The sequence below is a fragment of the Acetobacterium paludosum genome, from assembly GCF_008086595.1.
GTDB classification, from domain to species: Bacteria; Bacillota; Clostridia; order Eubacteriales; family Eubacteriaceae; genus Acetobacterium; species Acetobacterium paludosum.
The window spans coordinates 46147-63742 of record NZ_RXYA01000005.1 but is presented as its reverse complement, the minus strand read 5'-3'; the positions used below and the strand labels follow the sequence as shown (position 1 = coordinate 63742).

15 protein-coding genes and 1 tRNA gene are annotated in these 17596 nt (G+C 39.4%); all 16 read left to right on the top strand.

Annotated features, from left to right (window positions below; all coding sequences use genetic code 11):
• The first annotated feature begins 8 nt into the window (after positions 1-8).
• The gene (locus FZC41_RS06635) at positions 9-1622 is read left to right on the top strand and encodes a DAK2 domain-containing protein (protein ID WP_148566619.1); all 1614 of its coding nucleotides are present in this window, start codon (positions 9-11) and stop codon (positions 1620-1622) included.
• A 35-nt stretch (positions 1623-1657) separates the two neighbouring features.
• On the top strand, positions 1658-3697 hold the full coding sequence (recG, locus tag FZC41_RS06630) for an ATP-dependent DNA helicase RecG (RefSeq protein ID WP_148566618.1): 2040 nt from the start codon (positions 1658-1660) through the stop codon (positions 3695-3697).
• An 8-nt stretch (positions 3698-3705) separates the two neighbouring features.
• The gene (gene rsmD / locus FZC41_RS06625; protein WP_148566617.1) at positions 3706-4272 is read left to right on the top strand and encodes a 16S rRNA (guanine(966)-N(2))-methyltransferase RsmD; all 567 of its coding nucleotides are present in this window, start codon (positions 3706-3708) and stop codon (positions 4270-4272) included.
• Positions 4265-4762, top strand: coding sequence for a pantetheine-phosphate adenylyltransferase (gene coaD / locus FZC41_RS06620; RefSeq protein WP_148566616.1), 498 nt, complete (start codon positions 4265-4267; stop codon positions 4760-4762). The genes rsmD and coaD overlap by 8 nt, the downstream gene beginning before the upstream one ends.
• Positions 4759-5205, top strand: a complete 447-nt coding sequence (locus FZC41_RS06615) for a hypothetical protein (RefSeq protein WP_148566615.1) — start codon at positions 4759-4761, stop codon at positions 5203-5205. Before coaD ends, FZC41_RS06615 begins: the two co-directional genes overlap by 4 nt.
• Before the next feature lie 130 nt (positions 5206-5335).
• Positions 5336-6175: a CvfB family protein gene (locus tag FZC41_RS06610; RefSeq protein ID WP_148566614.1), complete on the top strand. Its 840-nt coding sequence runs from the start codon at positions 5336-5338 to the stop codon at positions 6173-6175.
• Positions 6165-7340 carry a DUF362 domain-containing protein gene (locus FZC41_RS06605; protein WP_148566613.1) on the top strand — a complete coding sequence of 392 codons (1176 nt, stop codon included), beginning with the start codon at positions 6165-6167 and terminating at the stop codon, positions 7338-7340. The genes FZC41_RS06610 and FZC41_RS06605 overlap by 11 nt, the downstream gene beginning before the upstream one ends.
• 99 nt (positions 7341-7439) lie before the next feature.
• The gene (gene ilvB / locus FZC41_RS06600) at positions 7440-9077 is read left to right on the top strand and encodes a biosynthetic-type acetolactate synthase large subunit (RefSeq protein ID WP_148566612.1); all 1638 of its coding nucleotides are present in this window, start codon (positions 7440-7442) and stop codon (positions 9075-9077) included.
• 10 nt (positions 9078-9087) lie between these two features.
• Positions 9088-9585 carry an acetolactate synthase small subunit gene (gene ilvN, locus FZC41_RS06595; protein WP_148566611.1) on the top strand — a complete coding sequence of 166 codons (498 nt, stop codon included), beginning with the start codon at positions 9088-9090 and terminating at the stop codon, positions 9583-9585.
• A 134-nt stretch (positions 9586-9719) separates the two neighbouring features.
• The gene (locus FZC41_RS06590; RefSeq protein ID WP_148566767.1) at positions 9720-10604 is read left to right on the top strand and encodes a sulfide/dihydroorotate dehydrogenase-like FAD/NAD-binding protein; all 885 of its coding nucleotides are present in this window, start codon (positions 9720-9722) and stop codon (positions 10602-10604) included.
• Positions 10605-10607: 3 nt separating this feature from the next.
• Entirely contained in the window at positions 10608-11990 is a 1383-nt protein-coding gene (gene gltA, locus FZC41_RS06585) for an NADPH-dependent glutamate synthase (protein WP_148566610.1), read from the top strand.
• Positions 11991-12144: 154 nt separating this feature from the next.
• Positions 12145-14787, top strand: a complete 2643-nt coding sequence (gene polA, locus FZC41_RS06580) for a DNA polymerase I (protein WP_148566609.1) — start codon at positions 12145-12147, stop codon at positions 14785-14787.
• A gap of 9 nt (positions 14788-14796) precedes the next feature.
• Positions 14797-15414 (top strand): dephospho-CoA kinase, encoded by a 618-nt coding sequence (gene coaE / locus FZC41_RS06575; RefSeq protein ID WP_148566608.1) that lies wholly within the window; start codon positions 14797-14799, stop codon positions 15412-15414.
• A gap of 116 nt (positions 15415-15530) precedes the next feature.
• A tRNA-Leu gene (locus FZC41_RS06570) sits at positions 15531-15618 on the top strand.
• 478 nt (positions 15619-16096) lie between these two features.
• The gene (locus FZC41_RS06565) at positions 16097-16501 is read left to right on the top strand and encodes a sigma-70 family RNA polymerase sigma factor (RefSeq protein WP_148566607.1); all 405 of its coding nucleotides are present in this window, start codon (positions 16097-16099) and stop codon (positions 16499-16501) included.
• A gap of 181 nt (positions 16502-16682) precedes the next feature.
• The gene (locus FZC41_RS06560; RefSeq protein WP_148566606.1) at positions 16683-17552 is read left to right on the top strand and encodes a TIR domain-containing protein; all 870 of its coding nucleotides are present in this window, start codon (positions 16683-16685) and stop codon (positions 17550-17552) included.
• Positions 17553-17596: the final 44 nt, after the last annotated feature.

Sequence of the window (17596 nt, the reverse complement as noted above, 5' to 3'; positions counted from 1 at the left end):
AGGACAGAATGAAAACTCAGACAATTGACGGAGAGATGCTAGTAAAAATGTTCCGGTATGGTGCAAAGAATTTAGAAATCAACAAGAGAATTGTGGACGAGCTCAATGTTTTTCCAGTTCCAGATGGAGATACCGGAACTAATATGTCATTAACCTTTAACCATTCAGTATCAGAATTTGATAAAATAGAAATTTTAAATGTCTATAGCGTAGCTAAAACGGCATCATCAGGGGCTCTTATTGGCGCTCGAGGAAATTCAGGCGTTATTCTATCGCAGCTGCTTCGCGGCTTTGCAGAAGGCTGTAAAGGTCAGGACTACCTGGATGTGGGATTGTTGGGAAATGCCATTAAATTGGCAGCAGACGTGGCATATAAGGCCGTTATGAAACCAACGGAAGGCACGATCCTTACCGTTGCCCGGGAAATGGGCGAGTTTGCGATGGCGAAAATAAATGACTATGATGGGCTGGAAACATATTTGTTGGATGTGATCAACCATGGAAAAGCAACCTTGCAAAAAACTCCGGAAATGCTGCCGGTGTTAAAAGAAGCAGGCGTAGTCGATGCTGGTGGACAAGGTCTTATTTGTATCGTGGAAGGTGCTCTGAAAGCATTAATAAATGAAGAACTCGGAGTTGAGATTGAAATCAATTCAGGCAGTCTTGATAAATTTGTGGATGATTCTTACATGAAAGCTGAAGACATAACCTTTGGTTATTGTACCGAGTTCATTATCAAAAATGCTTTAGAAGTGAATGATGATGAGTTAAGAGAATACTTTAATACCCTGGGCGATTGTGTTTTAGTTATTAAGGATGATGAGATTGTCAAAGTCCATTTACATACGGATCATCCCGGTCTTGCTCTGGAGCGGGCTGGAAGCCTGGGCAGTTTAACCCGATTAAAAATAGATAATATGCGGGAGCAATTTGAAGATAAAGGAACAAAAACAGAAACGATCCCAAAACCATACGGCTTCATTGCCGTTTCGCCTGGTGATGGATTAACAAAACTTTTTAAAGATCTGGGAGTCACGCAGGTTATTTCCGGCGGACAGACAATGAATCCGAGTACCCAGGATTTTTTAAATGAAGTGGATCAATTAAATGCCGAAACAATTTTTATTTTTCCGAACAACAGCAATATTATTATGGCGGCAAAACAAGCGAGTGAAATATCAGACAAGCAAGTTATTGTAATCCCATCAAAATCGATTCCACAATGTATTGCCTCGATGTTGGCATTTTCGCCAGAAGCTCAGGCAGCAGAGAATCGTGAGGCGATGACAGCAGCAATTGAAAATGTGGCAACCGGAGAAGTAACCTATGCTGTTAGAGATACGAAAATCAATGGATTGAAAATTAAAAAGTCAGATGTAATTGGAATAACTAATGGTGAGATTAAATTCACAGGAAAAAGTATCCAAAAAGTGACAAGAGATTTATTAACTTCGATGGTCAACGAGGACAGTGAACTTATTTCTATTTATTACGGGAAGGATACCCCAAAAGAAGAAGCAAATGCTTTAGCCGATGAACTTACCGAAGTTTTTGAAGATTGTGACGTTGAAATTCATTACGGAGGACAACCTCTGTATTATTATATTGTCTCAGTAGAGTAGTATTGATCGTTGCACATTGAAATGGGGATGCTGTCATGAAGTGGGAAGATTCACTCATTAACATAAAAGGTGTTGGACCAAAACGAAAAGAAGCCTTGGAAAAACATGGCATAAAAACGATTGGAGATCTTTTGAGTTTTTATCCCAGAAAATATATCGATCGTAATGTTTTAGGATCTACAGATAACATTTATGAAGAGTCCGAGGTCTCCATTAAGGCTCAAGTTTTAAATAAAGGTCGAGTTCAGCGCATTCGTGGAAACCTTTCAATTTTTACATTATCGCTATTGTGGGAAGATAAAAAAATTGCGGCGGTGTTCTTTAATCAGCCGTATTTAAAAAATACCTTACATGAATATCAGGAATACTACTTTTATGGGAAAATCAAAACTGCGGGTGCCATGATGAAAATAATGAACCCGCAGTTTGTATCAGTGAATAATCCGGGAAGTTTCTTTGAGTTAACACCGGTTTATTCGCATATTTCAGGAATTCCCAATAATACAATTCCCAAAATCTTAACTCAGATTTTTAGTGATGACTTGGAAATTGCGGATCATCTTCCCGAATCGATTCGAAGATCAGAAAACCTGCTGGATTTGAAAGCTGCTTTGAAAGCCATTCATTTTCCCAAAAGGGCAGATGAAGTATTACGAGGGATCGAGCGGTTGAAATTTAATGAGGCGCTTAAAATAAATATGGGAATCATGTCAAATTCCTGGGGGAAAAAGGTTTCAGATATCATCATCACCTCATTTGAGGGAATCAACATTTTGATGAATAATCTGCCTTATGAACTAACAAAGAGTCAACGAGCTGTGATTGACGACATGATCGCAGATATAAAAAGTGGACAGGTAATGAATCGATTGGTTCAGGGCGACGTTGGCTCAGGAAAAACCATTATTGCAATTATTGCTGCCTGTTTAATGGCACAAAATGGCTACCAAACGGCTTATATGGCGCCAACCGAAATTTTAGCCCAACAGCATGGAAGAAACTTTAAAGAATTGTTGGTTAACATGGGTATCAGTGTTGAAGTCGTTACTGGGAGTATCAAGGCAAAAGAAAAAAAAGAGATTCTTGATCGGGTCGCTAAAGGAGCAGTCTCCATCATTATAGGGACTCACGCTCTTATTCAAGAATCGCTAGAGTATTATAACCTGGGTATGGTGATTACGGATGAACAACATCGCTTTGGTGTTAAACAAAGAAGTCAGCTTTCATTAAAAGGAAATTTACCCCATACCATGGTGATGAGCGCAACCCCTATTCCAAGAACATTGTCTCTGATTTTATATGGCGATTTGAGTGTTTCCTATATTGATGAATTGCCAAAAGGCCGAAAACCTATAAAAACATATTGTTATGATGAAGCTTCGCTCCATAAAATAGTCGCTTTTTTAGAAGATGAAATGATTAAAGGTCGACAAACCTTTGTCATTTGTCCATTTATAGAGGCTTCAGAAGAAATGGAGGAAGTACGGGATACCGAGACGGTATACAATGAGTTGAAAAAGAAAATGAATCCGAAATACCAGATTGGCTGTCTGCATGGACGTTTGAAAAATGACGATAAGGAATCAATCATCAAGGCCTTTAATCAGGGAGAAATTGATTGTTTGGTGGCTACTAGTATCATTGAAGTCGGTATCGATGTTCCTAATGTAAGTGCCATGGTGATACTCAGCGCTGATCGTTTTGGTCTTTCACAACTCCATCAGCTTCGCGGTCGAGTTGGCCGTGGTAAACATCAATCCTATTGTTTCCTTGTTACAAATTCAAAAAGCAAAGAGACTTTATCTCGGATGAAGGTTATTGTAAATAACAGCAGCGGAAAAAAAATTGCGGATGAAGATTTTCGTTTAAGGGGACCAGGGGATTATTTCGGATTTAAACAGCACGGGCTTCCGAAACTAGGGTTGCTTAACCCAATGGAAGAGCTTACTTTAATAAAAAATACAAAAATAATCGCTGATATGATTTTTCAATCAAACGAAAAAGAGATGATGAACTTTCGCAATGAAGTGCTGCAATCCTTTTATCAGGATATTGATGAGGTATCGTTTACTTAGGAGGGAAAATGCGGGTAATAGCAGGAGAAAAGCGTGGAAAAAAATTAATGAGTTTTCCAGGAGAAAAAATACGACCAACAACAGATAAAGTAAAAGGCGCAATTTTCAACAGTCTTCAGAGTGAGGTGCGAGAAGCAAAAGTTTTTGTGGATCTTTTTGCAGGAACAGGAGCAATGGGAATTGAAGCCTTAAGCCGTGGAGTGGAAACCGCTTATTTTTTTGATCTGTCGGGGGATAGTATTCAGATTATAAAAAAAAACCTGGCCTTAACCGGTTATGAAACCAGGGCAAAAGTATTTAATTTATCTGCGGAAAAAGGTTTGGAATGGTTATATAAAAATAAAGTGAACTGTGATATTATTTTTATGGATCCTCCATATGCTCAAGGCGAAGAAACAATAAGCTTTATAGAAACGATTTCTGAAAAAGAAATTCTTTCGGGAAATGGAAAGTTAGTGATAGAATCGAAAAAATCTGTTATAATGCCAATAGAAAAAAAGAATTTAATGTGTTACAAATCAAAAAAATATGGCATCACAACAGTTAGTTATTATGCTGGGGAGAATTATGAGTGAGAAAATTGCAGTTTATCCAGGGAGCTTTGATCCCATAACAAAAGGTCATCTTGACATGATTGAAAGAGCAACCAAAATATTTGATAAGGTGATTGTTTGTGTTATGGTTAACAGCAGTAAAGATTATCTTTTCACCTGTGAGGAACGGGTACAGTTAATTAATGATTGTATCGGAGGAGTGGGCAATGTTGAAGTCGATTCTTATGACGGCCTCCTCATCGATTATGTTAGATCAAGAAACACCAATATTATTGTCAAGGGGCTTCGCGCCTTTTTAGATTTTGAATACGAATTTCAAATGGCATTAACAAATAAGCATCTTGATAATGATATTGAAACATTATTTATGATATCAAGCAATAAGCATTCTTATTTAAGCTCGACATTAGTAAAAGAGCTTGTTAAATTTCAGGGGGACGTATCTGATTTTCTCCCCCCAAAAGTTGAAATTGCGTTGCAAAAGAAATATGAGGAGGGATGTATAAAATGAGGGTAATTGACTTATTAGCAGAATTAGAAGAAGTTGTGGAAAAGGGGAATACACTGCCCTTTTCAAGCAAAGCTTTGATAGATCCTGAAGAACTAATAGAAATTATTGATGAAATTCGTGATTCAATGCCGGAAGAATTAGCAGAAGCAAAAAAAATAGTTGCCGAAAGAAAAAAGATTCTTTTTACCGCTCAAAGCGAAGCCGATCATATAAAAGCAGAAGCGGATAAGCGTCTTAAGGAATTAATTGATACAAATGAGATAACAAAAACGGCAACAACGCAGGCAAATGAAATATTGAGAAATGCCAATGCCAGTGCGAAAGCATTAAAATCTGGGACGCAAAATTATACCGATAAACTATTGTATAGTTTTCAGCTGCAACTCAAGGAAATGAATGAAAAAATTGAACAAAATCGCAGAGAATTAAAAAACATGAAATAATGTGTGAAGATGGGGGTGTGTGATGAACGCGCCCTCTTTTTACTCTTACTTGGCGATTGTATGTGAAACCCAGGTGAGGCTCATGTTAGAGGGTTCTACTGGTTTACTAAAATAAAAGAGGTTAAGTAAAATGATAGAAGTTGGTAAAGTACAAACACTGAAAATAGAACGGATTACAGCCATTGGAGCCTATTTATCTGATGGAAATGATGAAATGAATGCGATATTGCTACCGGAAAAAGAAGTCCCCAAGACGGCTCGGGTAAATGACGAGATGGAGGTTTTTGTATATCGGGATTCCCAGGATCGCTTCATTTCAACAACGCGTCGCCCTAAAATTCAATTAGGCGAATTTGCTGCACTGAAAGTGGTGGATATCACAAAAGTTGGAGCGTTTTTAGATTGGGGCCTGGAGAAGGACCTTTTATTACCTTATAATGAACAAACCCTTAAGGTTCAAAAGGGGCGAGATTATCTTGTGAATCTTTACACTGATAAAAGTGATCGCCTATGTGCCACGATGAAGATATATCCGTTATTAAAGGTTGGTTCCACTCATAAAGTCGGAGAATGGGTAGAAGGTTATGTTTATCAAATTAATCCGGAAATTGGAGCATTTGTGGCTATTGAAAATCTGTATCATGGATTGATACTCATGAAAGATGCAGATTCCGATATTCATTGCGGTGAAAAAGTTCATGCCAGAATATCGGAAATTCGAAATGACGGAAAACTTATTTTAAGTCCAAATAAAAAAGCGTATAAAGAAATACCAAATGATGCCATTACGATTTTAACAAAATTGAATGAAAGTCAAGGATTTTTGCCTTTCAATGATAAAACGGATGCGAATATCATAAAAAAGGAATTGAATATGAGCAAGAGCTCGTTTAAACGAGCTGTTGGTAAGTTACTGAAAGAGAAAAAAATTCGCATCACAGAACGAGGTATAGAAAAAAATGGAAGATAAGAAATCTCAAGTCGTTATAATGGGTTGCGGAGACTATGATAGCGAACTGGTTTATGAAAAACTAAAAACAGCCATTGATTTATTGGGTGGGATAGAAAAATTTGTAAACAAAGATGAGAAAATATTAATCAAGCCTAATTTACTAAGAGGAAAAAATCTGGCATTAGCTGTTACAACCCATCCTTCTGTATTTGAAGCAGTGATAAGAATTTTGCAGGAAGCGGGTATAAATAAACTGGGGTATGGAGATTCGCCAGGCTTTGGTTCTCCCACAGGGGTAGCCCGAGATAGTGGACTGACAGCAGTTGCGGAAAAATACAAAATTGCGCCAAAAGAGTTCAACCATGGGGAAAGTGTTGATTTTTATTTGGGAAATGTGACAAAACGTTTTGAAATTGCTCAGGGTGTACTGGAAAGCGATGGAATCATCAGTCTCTCAAAAATGAAAACACATGGCCTCACCCGGATAACGGGAGCGGTCAAAAATCAGTTTGGCTGCGTTTATGGTTTAAACAAAGGAATGTCCCACGCACGCTATCCCGATGCCAATAGTTTTTCGAAAATGCTAGTGGATTTAAATCGATACCTTAATCCCAAACTAAGACTCTTCATTATGGACGGTATCATTGCAATGGAGGGAAATGGACCGGCATCAGGAGAACCGGTGCAAATGAAGGTGCTATTAGTATCTGATGATCCAGTCGCTCTTGATGCCACCTTCGCCAGAATGATAAATTTAGATCCGAAATTTGTGCCGACAATTGTGTATGGGGAAGAAATGGGATTGGGCAATGCCGCTGAGGAAAAGATCGAACTTTTAGGTTATCCGATTGAGGAATTTTTCAATCCTGAGTTCGATGTTGTTCGGATGCCTATTGACGAAACGATCACTTCTAAATTGGCTTCTTTTAGCAGAATAACAAAGAGTTTGCTTATCCAAAAACCAGTTGTGGACAAGAACAAATGTGTTGGTTGCGGGGTTTGTGAACAAAGCTGTCCCGTGGAAAAAAAGGCAATCAAAATGGTACAGCGAAAACGCAGAAAATATCCTCTATATTTTTATAATCGTTGTATCCGCTGTTATTGCTGTCAGGAAATGTGCCCAGTAGGTGCTATTTCAGTAAAAACTCCGATACTGGGGAAATTAGTGATCTATAAAAAATAAAACATTTTGATAGATGATTGTTTTAGCAAAAATATAGATTGACAAATCATATCCAATTTTATAAGATAATTGTTAATACTTAAAAAAGGAGTGATTTCATTGTTAGCATCAAAATTAATTTTAAAATGTCTCGAACGAGAAAATGTTGAGTTTGTGTTTGGTTATCCAGGAGGTGCACTGCTGCCCCTTTATGAAGCATTGAGAACCTCTCCGATTAAACATATTTTAGTGAGAAATGAACAGGCTGGACCCCATTATGCGAGTGGCTATGCCCGGGAATCAGGTCGAGTAGGGGTATGTTTAGCAACTTCAGGTCCTGGGGCTACAAATTTGGTCACAGGCATCGCAACCGCTTACCTTGATTCCATTCCGATTGTAGCCATCACCGGCCAAGTTAATCGCGACCTTATTGGCACCGATGCGTTTCAGGAAGCGGACATTACCGGAGCAACCGCGCCATTTACAAAGCACAGCTATTTGGTAAAAGATGCAGCGGATATCCCGAGAATTATTAGAGAAGCGTTCTATATTGCTTCGACTGGTCGTCCGGGACCGGTGCTTATTGATATTCCGAGAGATGTGCAATTGGAAAGTATCAAAACAGGATTGACTTATGACAAAGTTGATATCCTCGGTTATAAACCGAATTTGCATGGTCATAGCGGTCAAATTAAAAGAGCCACTAAAAAAATAAAGGAGGCTGAAAGACCAGTGATTTATGCTGGCGGCGGCGTTCTGTTAGGACACGCGGAAAAGGAACTTTTAGCTTTCGCAGAAAAAGACAATATACCGGTAATTACGTCTCTTATGGGGATTGGAGCTTTTCCGGAAGATCACCCATTATACTGTGGCATTGTCGGTAGTCACGGCTATGAATATTCAAATGTTGTCATGAATGAAGCTGATTTAATTATTAATATCGGTGCGCGAATGTCTGATCGGGCAACATCGAGACTAACAAGTTTTGAAGAAAACACTGATTTTGTTCATATTGATATAGATCCTGCCGAAATTGGTAAAAACATGGAAACAACGATTCCCATCGTTGGAGATGCAAAAACTGTGTTAATTGATTTCATTGCGAAAGATACATCTAAAGATCATGCCACCTGGCTTGCTAAAATTAAAGAAATTAAAGAACAACATCCTTTGGTTTATGATGCAGATCCGCCTTGCAGTGATTTGATTAATCCTAAAGTTATGTTCAGATCGATGTCGGAAATGACATCGGATGATTCGACACTGGTTGCCGATGTTGGACTAAATCAAATTTGGTCGGCACTTTATTATCATATCATCAAAGAGCGGAAGTTTTTCACTTCTGGCGGACTGGGTACCATGGGATACAGTATTCCGGCTGCCTGCGGGGTATGCTTTGCAACGCTTGATCATCCCAAAGAGGTCTTCGCCGTTTGCGGAGATGGCAGTTTCCAAATGAGTATGGGCGAGTTAGGTGTAATCGCTGAACATCAGTTGAATGTGAAGATTATTTTAATTACCAACAAAAAGTTGGGAATGGTTCGACAGCTGCAATGTGACGTTTACGGAAAAGGGCACTATAGCGGAACGGATATAAATTTTGATATTGATTTTATGAAATTGGCAGAGGCTTACAGTATAAAAAGCTACAAGGTAGATAAGAACGAAGACTTTAACAAGGTTTTGCCGGAAGCGATTAAGCACCAGGGCCCGGTCTTGATTCAATGTCAGGTGCATCCTGATTTCATTAGAATATAAGGAGAATGATATGGAGAAAAAAACTTGTTTGTCGTTACTGGTAGAAAATAATTTTGGAGTTCTTAGTCGTATTTCAGGACTTTTTGCAAGACGTGGCTATAATATTGACAGTCTTACCGTTGGAACAACCGAGAATGCAAGATTTTCCCGTATTACCATTACGGTTACCGGGGATGAACAGATATTAACGCAGATAAAAAAACAACTAAACAAGCTCATTGATGTGATTACCGTAATTGAATTAAAACCGGAAGAATCAATCACCCGCGAACTTGTATTTATAAAAGTAAAAGCTGATGATACCAATAGAAACCAAATCGTTGAAATCTCAAATATGTTCCGGGCAAATATCGTCGATGTGGCCAGAGAAAGTCTGATTGTCGAAATTACCGGAACCCGAGATAAAATTGATGCATTTTTCAATATGGTTGAACCCTATGGTATCCTGGAATTTATTCGCTCAGGAGATACGGGCTTACAACGTGGGGCTAAAGTATTATCCTTTTAGGAATATAAAATTAAATCGAACAAGTTATTAACCGCTGAAAATCTTTTTAGCGGTTAATACTTGTAGTAAGAGAATTACTTTTATTATATAATCAGTTCGAATAGAACATTCTAGTAAAACAAGGAGGTTCAATGATGTATAAAATTATAGCAAAAAGGTTATTGGCACCTAATATTTATCTGATGGATGTGGCAGCACCCCGAGTTGCGAAAGCTGCAAATCCGGGACAATTTGTGATTGTTAAAATGGATGAAAAGGGTGAAAGAATTCCGCTGACCATCTGCGATTATGACAAAACAGCCGGGACGGTAACCATCGTATTTCAAACGGTGGGATGTTCAACAAAAAAAATGGCTTTAATGGAAGAGGGCGACAACTTTAGTGACTTTGTCGGGCCCCTTGGTCAGCCTTCAGAACTCGTTGAAGAAGATCTTGAAGCATTGAAAAAGAAAAACATTATGTTTGTAGCCGGTGGCGTTGGCGCGGCACCAGTCTATCCACAGGTTAAATGGCTTCATGAACATGGAATTGATGCGGATGCCATCGTTGGCTGTAAATCAAAAGACTATCTGCTGCTGGAAACAGAAATGAAACTTGTTACAGGAAATCTTTACATCGCCACCGATGATGGTTCCTATGGATATAAGGGCTTTGTAACAGATTTATTAAAAGACTTGATTGAAAAAGAAGGTAAAAAATACGATCTTGTTGTCGCCATCGGACCGATGATTATGATGAAGTTTATCGCCCAGCTTACAAAAAATTATGGAATCAAAACCATTGTCAGTATGAATCCTGTTATGGTTGATGGAACCGGCATGTGCGGCGGTTGTCGACTGACCGTTGGCGGCGTGACCAAATTCGCATGCGTTGATGGACCTGAATTTGATGGACATCTGGTTGATTTCAATGAAGCAATGAGACGGTCAACACAGTATCAGACCGAAGAAGGAAGAGCCGAGATTGAGAGACAGAAAAAAGCAGAAGGACATGTATGTAATTTAGGGTTGGGGGAATAAACAATGGAAACAAAGAAAAGAGTCCCCGTTAAAGAACAGGCTCCGGAAATAAGACGATCAAATTTTGACGAGGTCTGTCTCGGATATTCAGAGTCTGAAGCTGTTGCCGAAGCAGAGCGCTGCCTACACTGCAAAAAACCGTTGTGTGTGACCCAATGTCCAGTATCAATCAACATTCCAGAATTTATTGAGCATGTTAAGAACCGTGAATTTGAAGAAGCGGCCAGAGTCATTGCGAAATCAAGCTCACTTCCAGCCGTTTGCGGAAGGGTTTGTCCTCAGGAAAGTCAGTGTGAGGAACTCTGCGTCCTCGGCAAAAAAGGCGATGCGGTGGCGATTGGGAAGCTGGAACGATTTGTCGCTGACTGGTCAAGAGAAAATAATATCGACTTAAGTCAGACGCTGCCAAAGAATGGCCGAAAAGTGGCGGTCATCGGAGCCGGACCTTCGGGATTATCCTGTGCCGGTGACCTGGCCAAACTTGGGTATGATGTCACCATTTTTGAAGCCCTTCATAAAGCGGGAGGCGTGCTTGTCTACGGAATACCGGAATTCAGACTGCCCAAGGATAAAGTTGTCCAGCATGAAGTGGATAATGTTAAAGCACTGGGGGTTAAGATAGAAACGAATGTCATAATCGGACGAACGGTTACCCTCGAAGAACTGATGCATCAGGAGGGTTTTGAAGCCGTATTTATCGGATCAGGCGCCGGACTCCCAATGTTTATGAACATCCCGGGAGAAAACAGCAATGGTGTTTTCTCGGCCAATGAATTCCTGACCCGAAATAATTTGATGAAGGCCTTTAAGGAAGGTTATGATACCCCCATCAGAGCTGGGAAAAAAGTTGCCGTTGTCGGTGGCGGAAATGTTGCCATGGATGCCGCCCGAACAGCATTGAGACTCGGTGCAGAAGTTCACATTGTTTACCGACGATCCCAGGCGGAGCTGCCGGCCCGAGCGGAAGAAGTTCATCATGCTATTGAAGAAGGAATTATTTTTGATCTGTTATGTAATCCGGTTGAAATTCTTGCCGATGAAAAAGGCTGGGTTAAGGGAATTAAATGTATTCGAATGGAGCTTGGCGAACCGGATGCTTCGGGAAGAAGGCGGCCGGTTGAAATTCCGGGCAGTGAGTTCGTAATTGATGTTGATACGGTGATCATGTCATTGGGAACGTCACCCAATCCATTAATTTCTTCGACAACCCCAGGGCTTGAATCCAACAAAAAAGGTTGTTTGATTGCAGCAGAAGAAACCGGAAGAACATCTTTGGATGGGGTATTTGCCGGCGGCGATGCGGTCACCGGTGCAGCCACCGTCATCCTGGCTATGGGCGCTGGAAAGAAGGCTGCCCGGGCAATTGACGAATACTTAAAAAAATAATCGAATTTTAATATGCATATTACAAAAGACCTATGAATGATTGAATCATAATCGTTCGTGGGTCTTTTTACATATAAATTTTATGAAGGTGTTCAATGAACCGGTCTTTTGGTATAATATTAATAACGGAATAGAAAAATGGAAAGGAATTTATATGAAAAGCATACTCATTGACGGAAACAGTCTGATTTATCGAACATTCTATGCCATTCGTGAAATGTCAAATTCAAAGGGCGTCCCAACAAATGCCATTTATGGCTTTGTTAACATATTAGTTAAAATACAGGAGGAATACCAACCGGATTATCTGGGAATTGCCTTTGATTTAAAGGCACCGACCTTCAGGCATTTAGCGTATGATGATTACAAGGGCGGGCGTCATAAAATGCCCGAACTGTTAGAAGAGCAGTTTACGATTCTGAAGGAACTTTTAGAAAAAATGGATATTTCCATTCTGGAAATGGAGGGCTTTGAGGCGGATGATATTATCGGAACCCTGGCTGTGCTGGGCTCCCAAAAAGGTTTTGAAACTGAAATCATTACCGGGGATCGGGATGCCTTCCAATTGGTTAGTCCAACCGTTAAAGTTTTATATACAATCAAGGGAATTTCGCAATTGGAAGAAGTCGACGAAGCCTGGATACAGGAACAATACGGACTCATTCCAAGAGACCTCATTGAGCTAAAAGCGCTGATGGGGGATAAATCCGATAATATCCCTGGAATTGCGGGGATCGGAGAAAAAACAGGCATTAAGCTGGTGCAAAAATATGAATCGCTGGAAAATCTTTATGAGCATATAGATGAAGAGAAAGGCAAACAAAAAGAAAAATTAATCGCCGGCAAAGAAGATGCTTTTAAGAGCCGAATGTTGGGAACGATTAAACTGGATGTTCCCTGGGAAGGTGATTTTGAAGAGCTTTCTTTTCACAATATTTTTAATCCAGACAGTATTGAGATGCTCAAAGAGCTGGAGTTTAAAAACATTCTTTCCAAAATAGACGCCACCGAAGAAGTTCAACTCATTGAAAAGGCGATCGATTTTAAGTGGATAAAAACAGGTCAGGAAATGGAAGATCTCTTTGCAGTGTTATCAAAAGCTTTGGAAGTGACAATTTATTATCGTCAGGAAGAGCGTCAGGTTTATTTGGCGTTGGGAATTGAAAAACAGTACTTTTTTTTAAATCCTCAAATTGTGGAAGAGTTTAATTTTTTTGAACAACTTCGGAACTTGAAAAATATCAATACTCTGGGAATTATCAGTCAGGATCTTAAAAATTTGATCCATATTTTCCATCAAGCGGGGATTTTAGAGGTCAATGAAGCGTTTGATACCTACATTGCCACTTATTTGCTGAGCCCGGGAGATCAGCGATACGATTTAAAAACAGCGGCCTATAAATATTTGGATCGCAATATTCTGGATGATGAAGAGCTGTTTGGAAAAGGAAAAAAACTGCTCAAAGCAGGGGATGTTGATGAACAGCTTTTGGCAGACTATTTTGTGAAAAATTGTGAGACCGTGAAAGCACTTAAAACGGTTCTGGAAAAAGAACTCAATGAAACGGAAATGATGACCCTATTCAAGACCATCGAAATGCCGCTGCTGGAAGTCATGGCATCCATGGAAGAGCTTGGTTTTAAAATTGATGTGTCCCAGTTGAAAGTACTTTCCAAAGATTTTGAAGACAAACTGGAAGGTTTGACCCGAGAAATTTATGAGCTGGCTGAAACCGACGAATTTAATATTAATTCGCCCAAACAATTAGGGGAAGTTCTGTTTGAAAAACTAAAACTGCCGGTGGTGAAGAAAACAAAAACGGGTTACTCCACCAATATTGATGTATTGGAGCAGCTCATCCATTTTCATCCTATTATTGAAAAAATCATCGCTTATCGAACCCTGTCCAAACTGGATTCAACCTATGGTCGCGGCTTAATGACTTTTATTGAGCCTAAAACCAATAAAATCTATTCAACTTTTAATCAAACGGTGGCAGCAACCGGACGGTTAAGCAGCTCCGCTCCCAACCTTCAGAACATTCCGATAAAGACCGAAATGGGCAGGGAAATCAGACGGGTTTTTGTTCCGTCGGATGCCGATCATATTTTAGTGGATGCCGATTATTCGCAAATTGAGCTTAGAGTACTGGCTCATCTGTCAGGCGATGAAAATCTCATTGATGCGTTTAATAAAGAACAGGATATCCACACCCGTACCGCCTCTGAAATATTTGGGGTTACCCTTGAAGAGGTCTCTCGTACTCAGCGTGGACAGGCAAAGGCGATTAACTTTGGTTTGATTTACGGAAAGCAGGCCTTCAGTCTCGGAAAAGAGTTGGGCATTTCAAGAAATGAAGCGCAAAATTATATCGATCGATATTTTGCCCGTTATCCAAAAGTGCAGGATTATATGGAAAATGTCAAACGCCAGGCAAAAGAGGATGGCTATGTGACATCCATTTGGGGAAGAAGGCGATATATACCGGAAATGAATTCCAGAAACGGCATCCTTGTCCAGGCTGGCGAACGGATGGCCCTAAACACTCCGATTCAGGGGAGCGCAGCGGATATCATCAAGCTGGCCATGATTAGGGTATATAATCGCTTAAATGATGAAAATTTGCAAGCCGAGCTAATTCTTCAAGTCCATGATGAATTGATCATCGATACGCCGAAAAATGAGCAGGAACAGGTGGAACGTCTTATTAAAGAAGAAATGGAAGGGGCGGCTCAACTGAGCGTTCCCATCACCGTGGATGTTAACAGCGGAGCATCCTGGTATGAGTTAAAATAGGGCGTTGATATGAAAATAATTGGTGTTACCGGCGGAATTGCATCCGGAAAATCGACCGTGATAAGGGTATTAAAGGAATGCTGCAGCTATCCGGTTATCGATGCGGATCAGTTAGCCAGACAGGCAGTTGAGCCCCGAAGCCAGGGGCTTCAAAAGATTGCCGATGTCTTCGGCGAAAACTGTTTAAATGAAAAGGGCGAACTGAATCGAAGTCTTTTAGGAGAAATTATTGCTGAGGATGAGGAGTCGAGAAAAAAGCTTAATGCGATTGTCCATCCGGAAGTCAAAAGATTATATGATGAGCTAATCAATTTCTATGAGAATAACGGAGTAAGCCTTGTTTTTTATGATTGTCCTCTCCTCTTTGAAGCAAACCTTGAGTCCGATGTTGATGAAACCATGCTGGTGGTGGCGGATGAAGAGATTCGAATTAATCGTATCATGGAAAGGGACGGAGTTTCCCGGGAGTTGGCGATAAAAAAGATCGCCATGCAAATGACAGATGATGAAAAGATAAAGCGGGCCGATATCATCATTGAAAACAACGGCAGTCGCGACGACTTGCGTATGGCAATCAGGGTATATTTCAATAGGTGTAAGCCCGGGATGGCGCATATGATTGATTAACAATTGATCGGGATGATGATTTATCGACAATCTGAATAAAAAAATAAAATTTCTGTTGATCTTTTTCATTCATTCCTTTATAATAAAAAGACAGGGTAAAAAATCCTGCCTTTTATGCGAGGATGGTGGAATGGCAGACACGCAGGCTTGAGGGGCCTGTTGCAAAATATTGCAGTGAGGGTTCAAGTCCCTTTCCTCGCACCAATAAAGAATTTTTAAAACGGCTATAAAAAGCCGTTTTTTTAATGCTTAAAAACAAATTTCATTCTTTTGACATAAAAATTGACATATAAATGTTATCAATTTTATCTGTTGCACTCTGCAACATGCCGTCAGTAACAAAAGCATACTGGTTCAAAGTAAAGGCGGCAGAGTAGTGACCGAGGTTTTCCTGGACGGTTTTTATGTCAACGCCAGCCGGTAAGGATTGTAAGCGTGTAAAATGTTTGTATTATGACCATAAATTTTTCAAGAATAATTACTCTGCTTCAGCTACGGCACACAGAGAAAATCGATGCTATTTGTTCCAGAAGAAGAAGGTGCAGGATAGCGAGTAAATTAAAAAAAAGAATGCTCCTACTGGCATAGGAAACATTCTAACGTATTCTCTCTCGAATACTGGTTAAGTCATTATACCATAAGCGCGAGAATACGTGCAAGTTAGAAACTTTTCGAAAAGTATATGGATAATAAAATTGCGATTATCTTCATAGATCGTGAGATTAAATTAATAAGAGAACAGATTGACCCGTCATACACACAGCAATTGTCGCTAACCCCTGTTGTTCATGGTGGCGGTGGGAGCAGCACGGAGAGAACAGCCATACTTCATCTTGAAGATAAAGAAATCGTGCAACTTGAGAAAAAAAGAAAGCTGGCGGAGGCAGATATTGTGGTGGTGGATCGACTCATGCCGATGATGTCACCGGAACTTAAAAGCATCATTGAAGACCGGTATTTCAGAAAAATGACCAGGCGGGAAATCGCAGACAAAATGGAACTTGATGAGAGAACGGTTCAAAAGAAAATAGAAGTGACGCTGGATCAACTGGACATGATTTCCACACACGAAAGTGCATGCGGGTAAAATGCGGGTGGAATGCGGGTGTTTTGCTGGTAAGATGTGTTCCAATGCGGGGTTTATGCATGTTATTATTAGGATAGGAAAAATTAGTGATGAGAAAAATTATTCTGAATTGAAACGCCTTTTATTGCAAATGAACTCACGTAGGTTTATAATGATGGAAAACTGTGTGAGGTGAGTTGTTATGAAAGTTTTTATAAGTTGGTCAGGAAAGTTGAGCTGTGAAGTTGCTAAAGTTTTAAAGGAATGGATACCATATGTAATTCAAGATATAGTACCCTATTTCTCATCTAAAGATATCGATAAAGGCGCAAGATGGAGTACTGATATTGCGGAAGAACTTGAATCAGCGGATTTTGGCATATTATGCGTTACAAAAGACAATTTGAAGGCACCTTGGTTGAATTTTGAAGCTGGAGCACTTTCAAAAGCAATGGATAAATCATTTGTTTGTCCATTCTTATTTGATTTGAAAGCATCTGATATTTCTAATAGCCCAATTCTACAATTTCAAATGACAACAGTTGATCAAGAAGATATTTTCAAACTATTCAAATCAATGAATGATTGTTTGAGTGAAAAAAAATTAGGGGAAGAACATTTAAAAAAAGCGTTTGATTTATCTTGGTCACAAATAGATGAGGCTTTAAAAAAGATAATAATAACGCCAACAGAAGTAACAACAAATATTGAAAATCAAGAGTATAGTACAACTAAACAAAATATCATTCTTGAAGAAATGTTAGATTTATTAAGAACCCAGCAAGTAATCTTAAGTAATCCTGAAAAAATATTACCAAAATCCTACTTAAATTCAATAAATAATGATAGGGGTAGTAATGCTAAGTCCAGACGAAACAAAAATATGATCTGGTCGTGTATGAATGATTTGGAAATCGAAATTCGCGAATTGAGTGATTTTTATAATATCTATAGAAAAGTGGATAATAGTATGGAAATTGATAATAAACATAGTAATCGGTTGGAAAGTGTAAAAAGTACTTTTGAACGGCTAAGTTTGTTGATGGATGACCTACTAATGATTAAAGATTAAAGATTGAAATAATCGATATTTGTAAGAAGATGACACTACCGGGT

What these genes read in the sequence shown, in the direction of transcription:
- FZC41_RS06635 (WP_148566619.1), top strand. Translation starts at nt 9, where the DNA reads ATGAAAACTCAGACAATTGACGGAGAGATGCTAGTAAAAATGTTCCGG.
- recG (WP_148566618.1), top strand. Translation starts at nt 1,658, where the DNA reads ATGAAGTGGGAAGATTCACTCATTAACATAAAAGGTGTTGGACCAAAA.
- rsmD (WP_148566617.1), top strand. Translation starts at nt 3,706, where the DNA reads ATGCGGGTAATAGCAGGAGAAAAGCGTGGAAAAAAATTAATGAGTTTT.
- coaD (WP_148566616.1), top strand. Translation starts at nt 4,265, where the DNA reads ATGAGTGAGAAAATTGCAGTTTATCCAGGGAGCTTTGATCCCATAACA.
- FZC41_RS06615 (WP_148566615.1), top strand. Translation starts at nt 4,759, where the DNA reads ATGAGGGTAATTGACTTATTAGCAGAATTAGAAGAAGTTGTGGAAAAG.
- FZC41_RS06610 (WP_148566614.1), top strand. Translation starts at nt 5,336, where the DNA reads ATGATAGAAGTTGGTAAAGTACAAACACTGAAAATAGAACGGATTACA.
- FZC41_RS06605 (WP_148566613.1), top strand. Translation starts at nt 6,165, where the DNA reads ATGGAAGATAAGAAATCTCAAGTCGTTATAATGGGTTGCGGAGACTAT.
- ilvN (WP_148566611.1), top strand. Translation starts at nt 9,088, where the DNA reads ATGGAGAAAAAAACTTGTTTGTCGTTACTGGTAGAAAATAATTTTGGA.
- FZC41_RS06590 (WP_148566767.1), top strand. Translation starts at nt 9,720, where the DNA reads ATGTATAAAATTATAGCAAAAAGGTTATTGGCACCTAATATTTATCTG.
- gltA (WP_148566610.1), top strand. Translation starts at nt 10,608, where the DNA reads ATGGAAACAAAGAAAAGAGTCCCCGTTAAAGAACAGGCTCCGGAAATA.
- polA (WP_148566609.1), top strand. Translation starts at nt 12,145, where the DNA reads ATGAAAAGCATACTCATTGACGGAAACAGTCTGATTTATCGAACATTC.
- coaE (WP_148566608.1), top strand. Translation starts at nt 14,797, where the DNA reads ATGAAAATAATTGGTGTTACCGGCGGAATTGCATCCGGAAAATCGACC.
- FZC41_RS06565 (WP_148566607.1), top strand. Translation starts at nt 16,097, where the DNA reads ATGGATAATAAAATTGCGATTATCTTCATAGATCGTGAGATTAAATTA.
- FZC41_RS06560 (WP_148566606.1), top strand. Translation starts at nt 16,683, where the DNA reads ATGAAAGTTTTTATAAGTTGGTCAGGAAAGTTGAGCTGTGAAGTTGCT.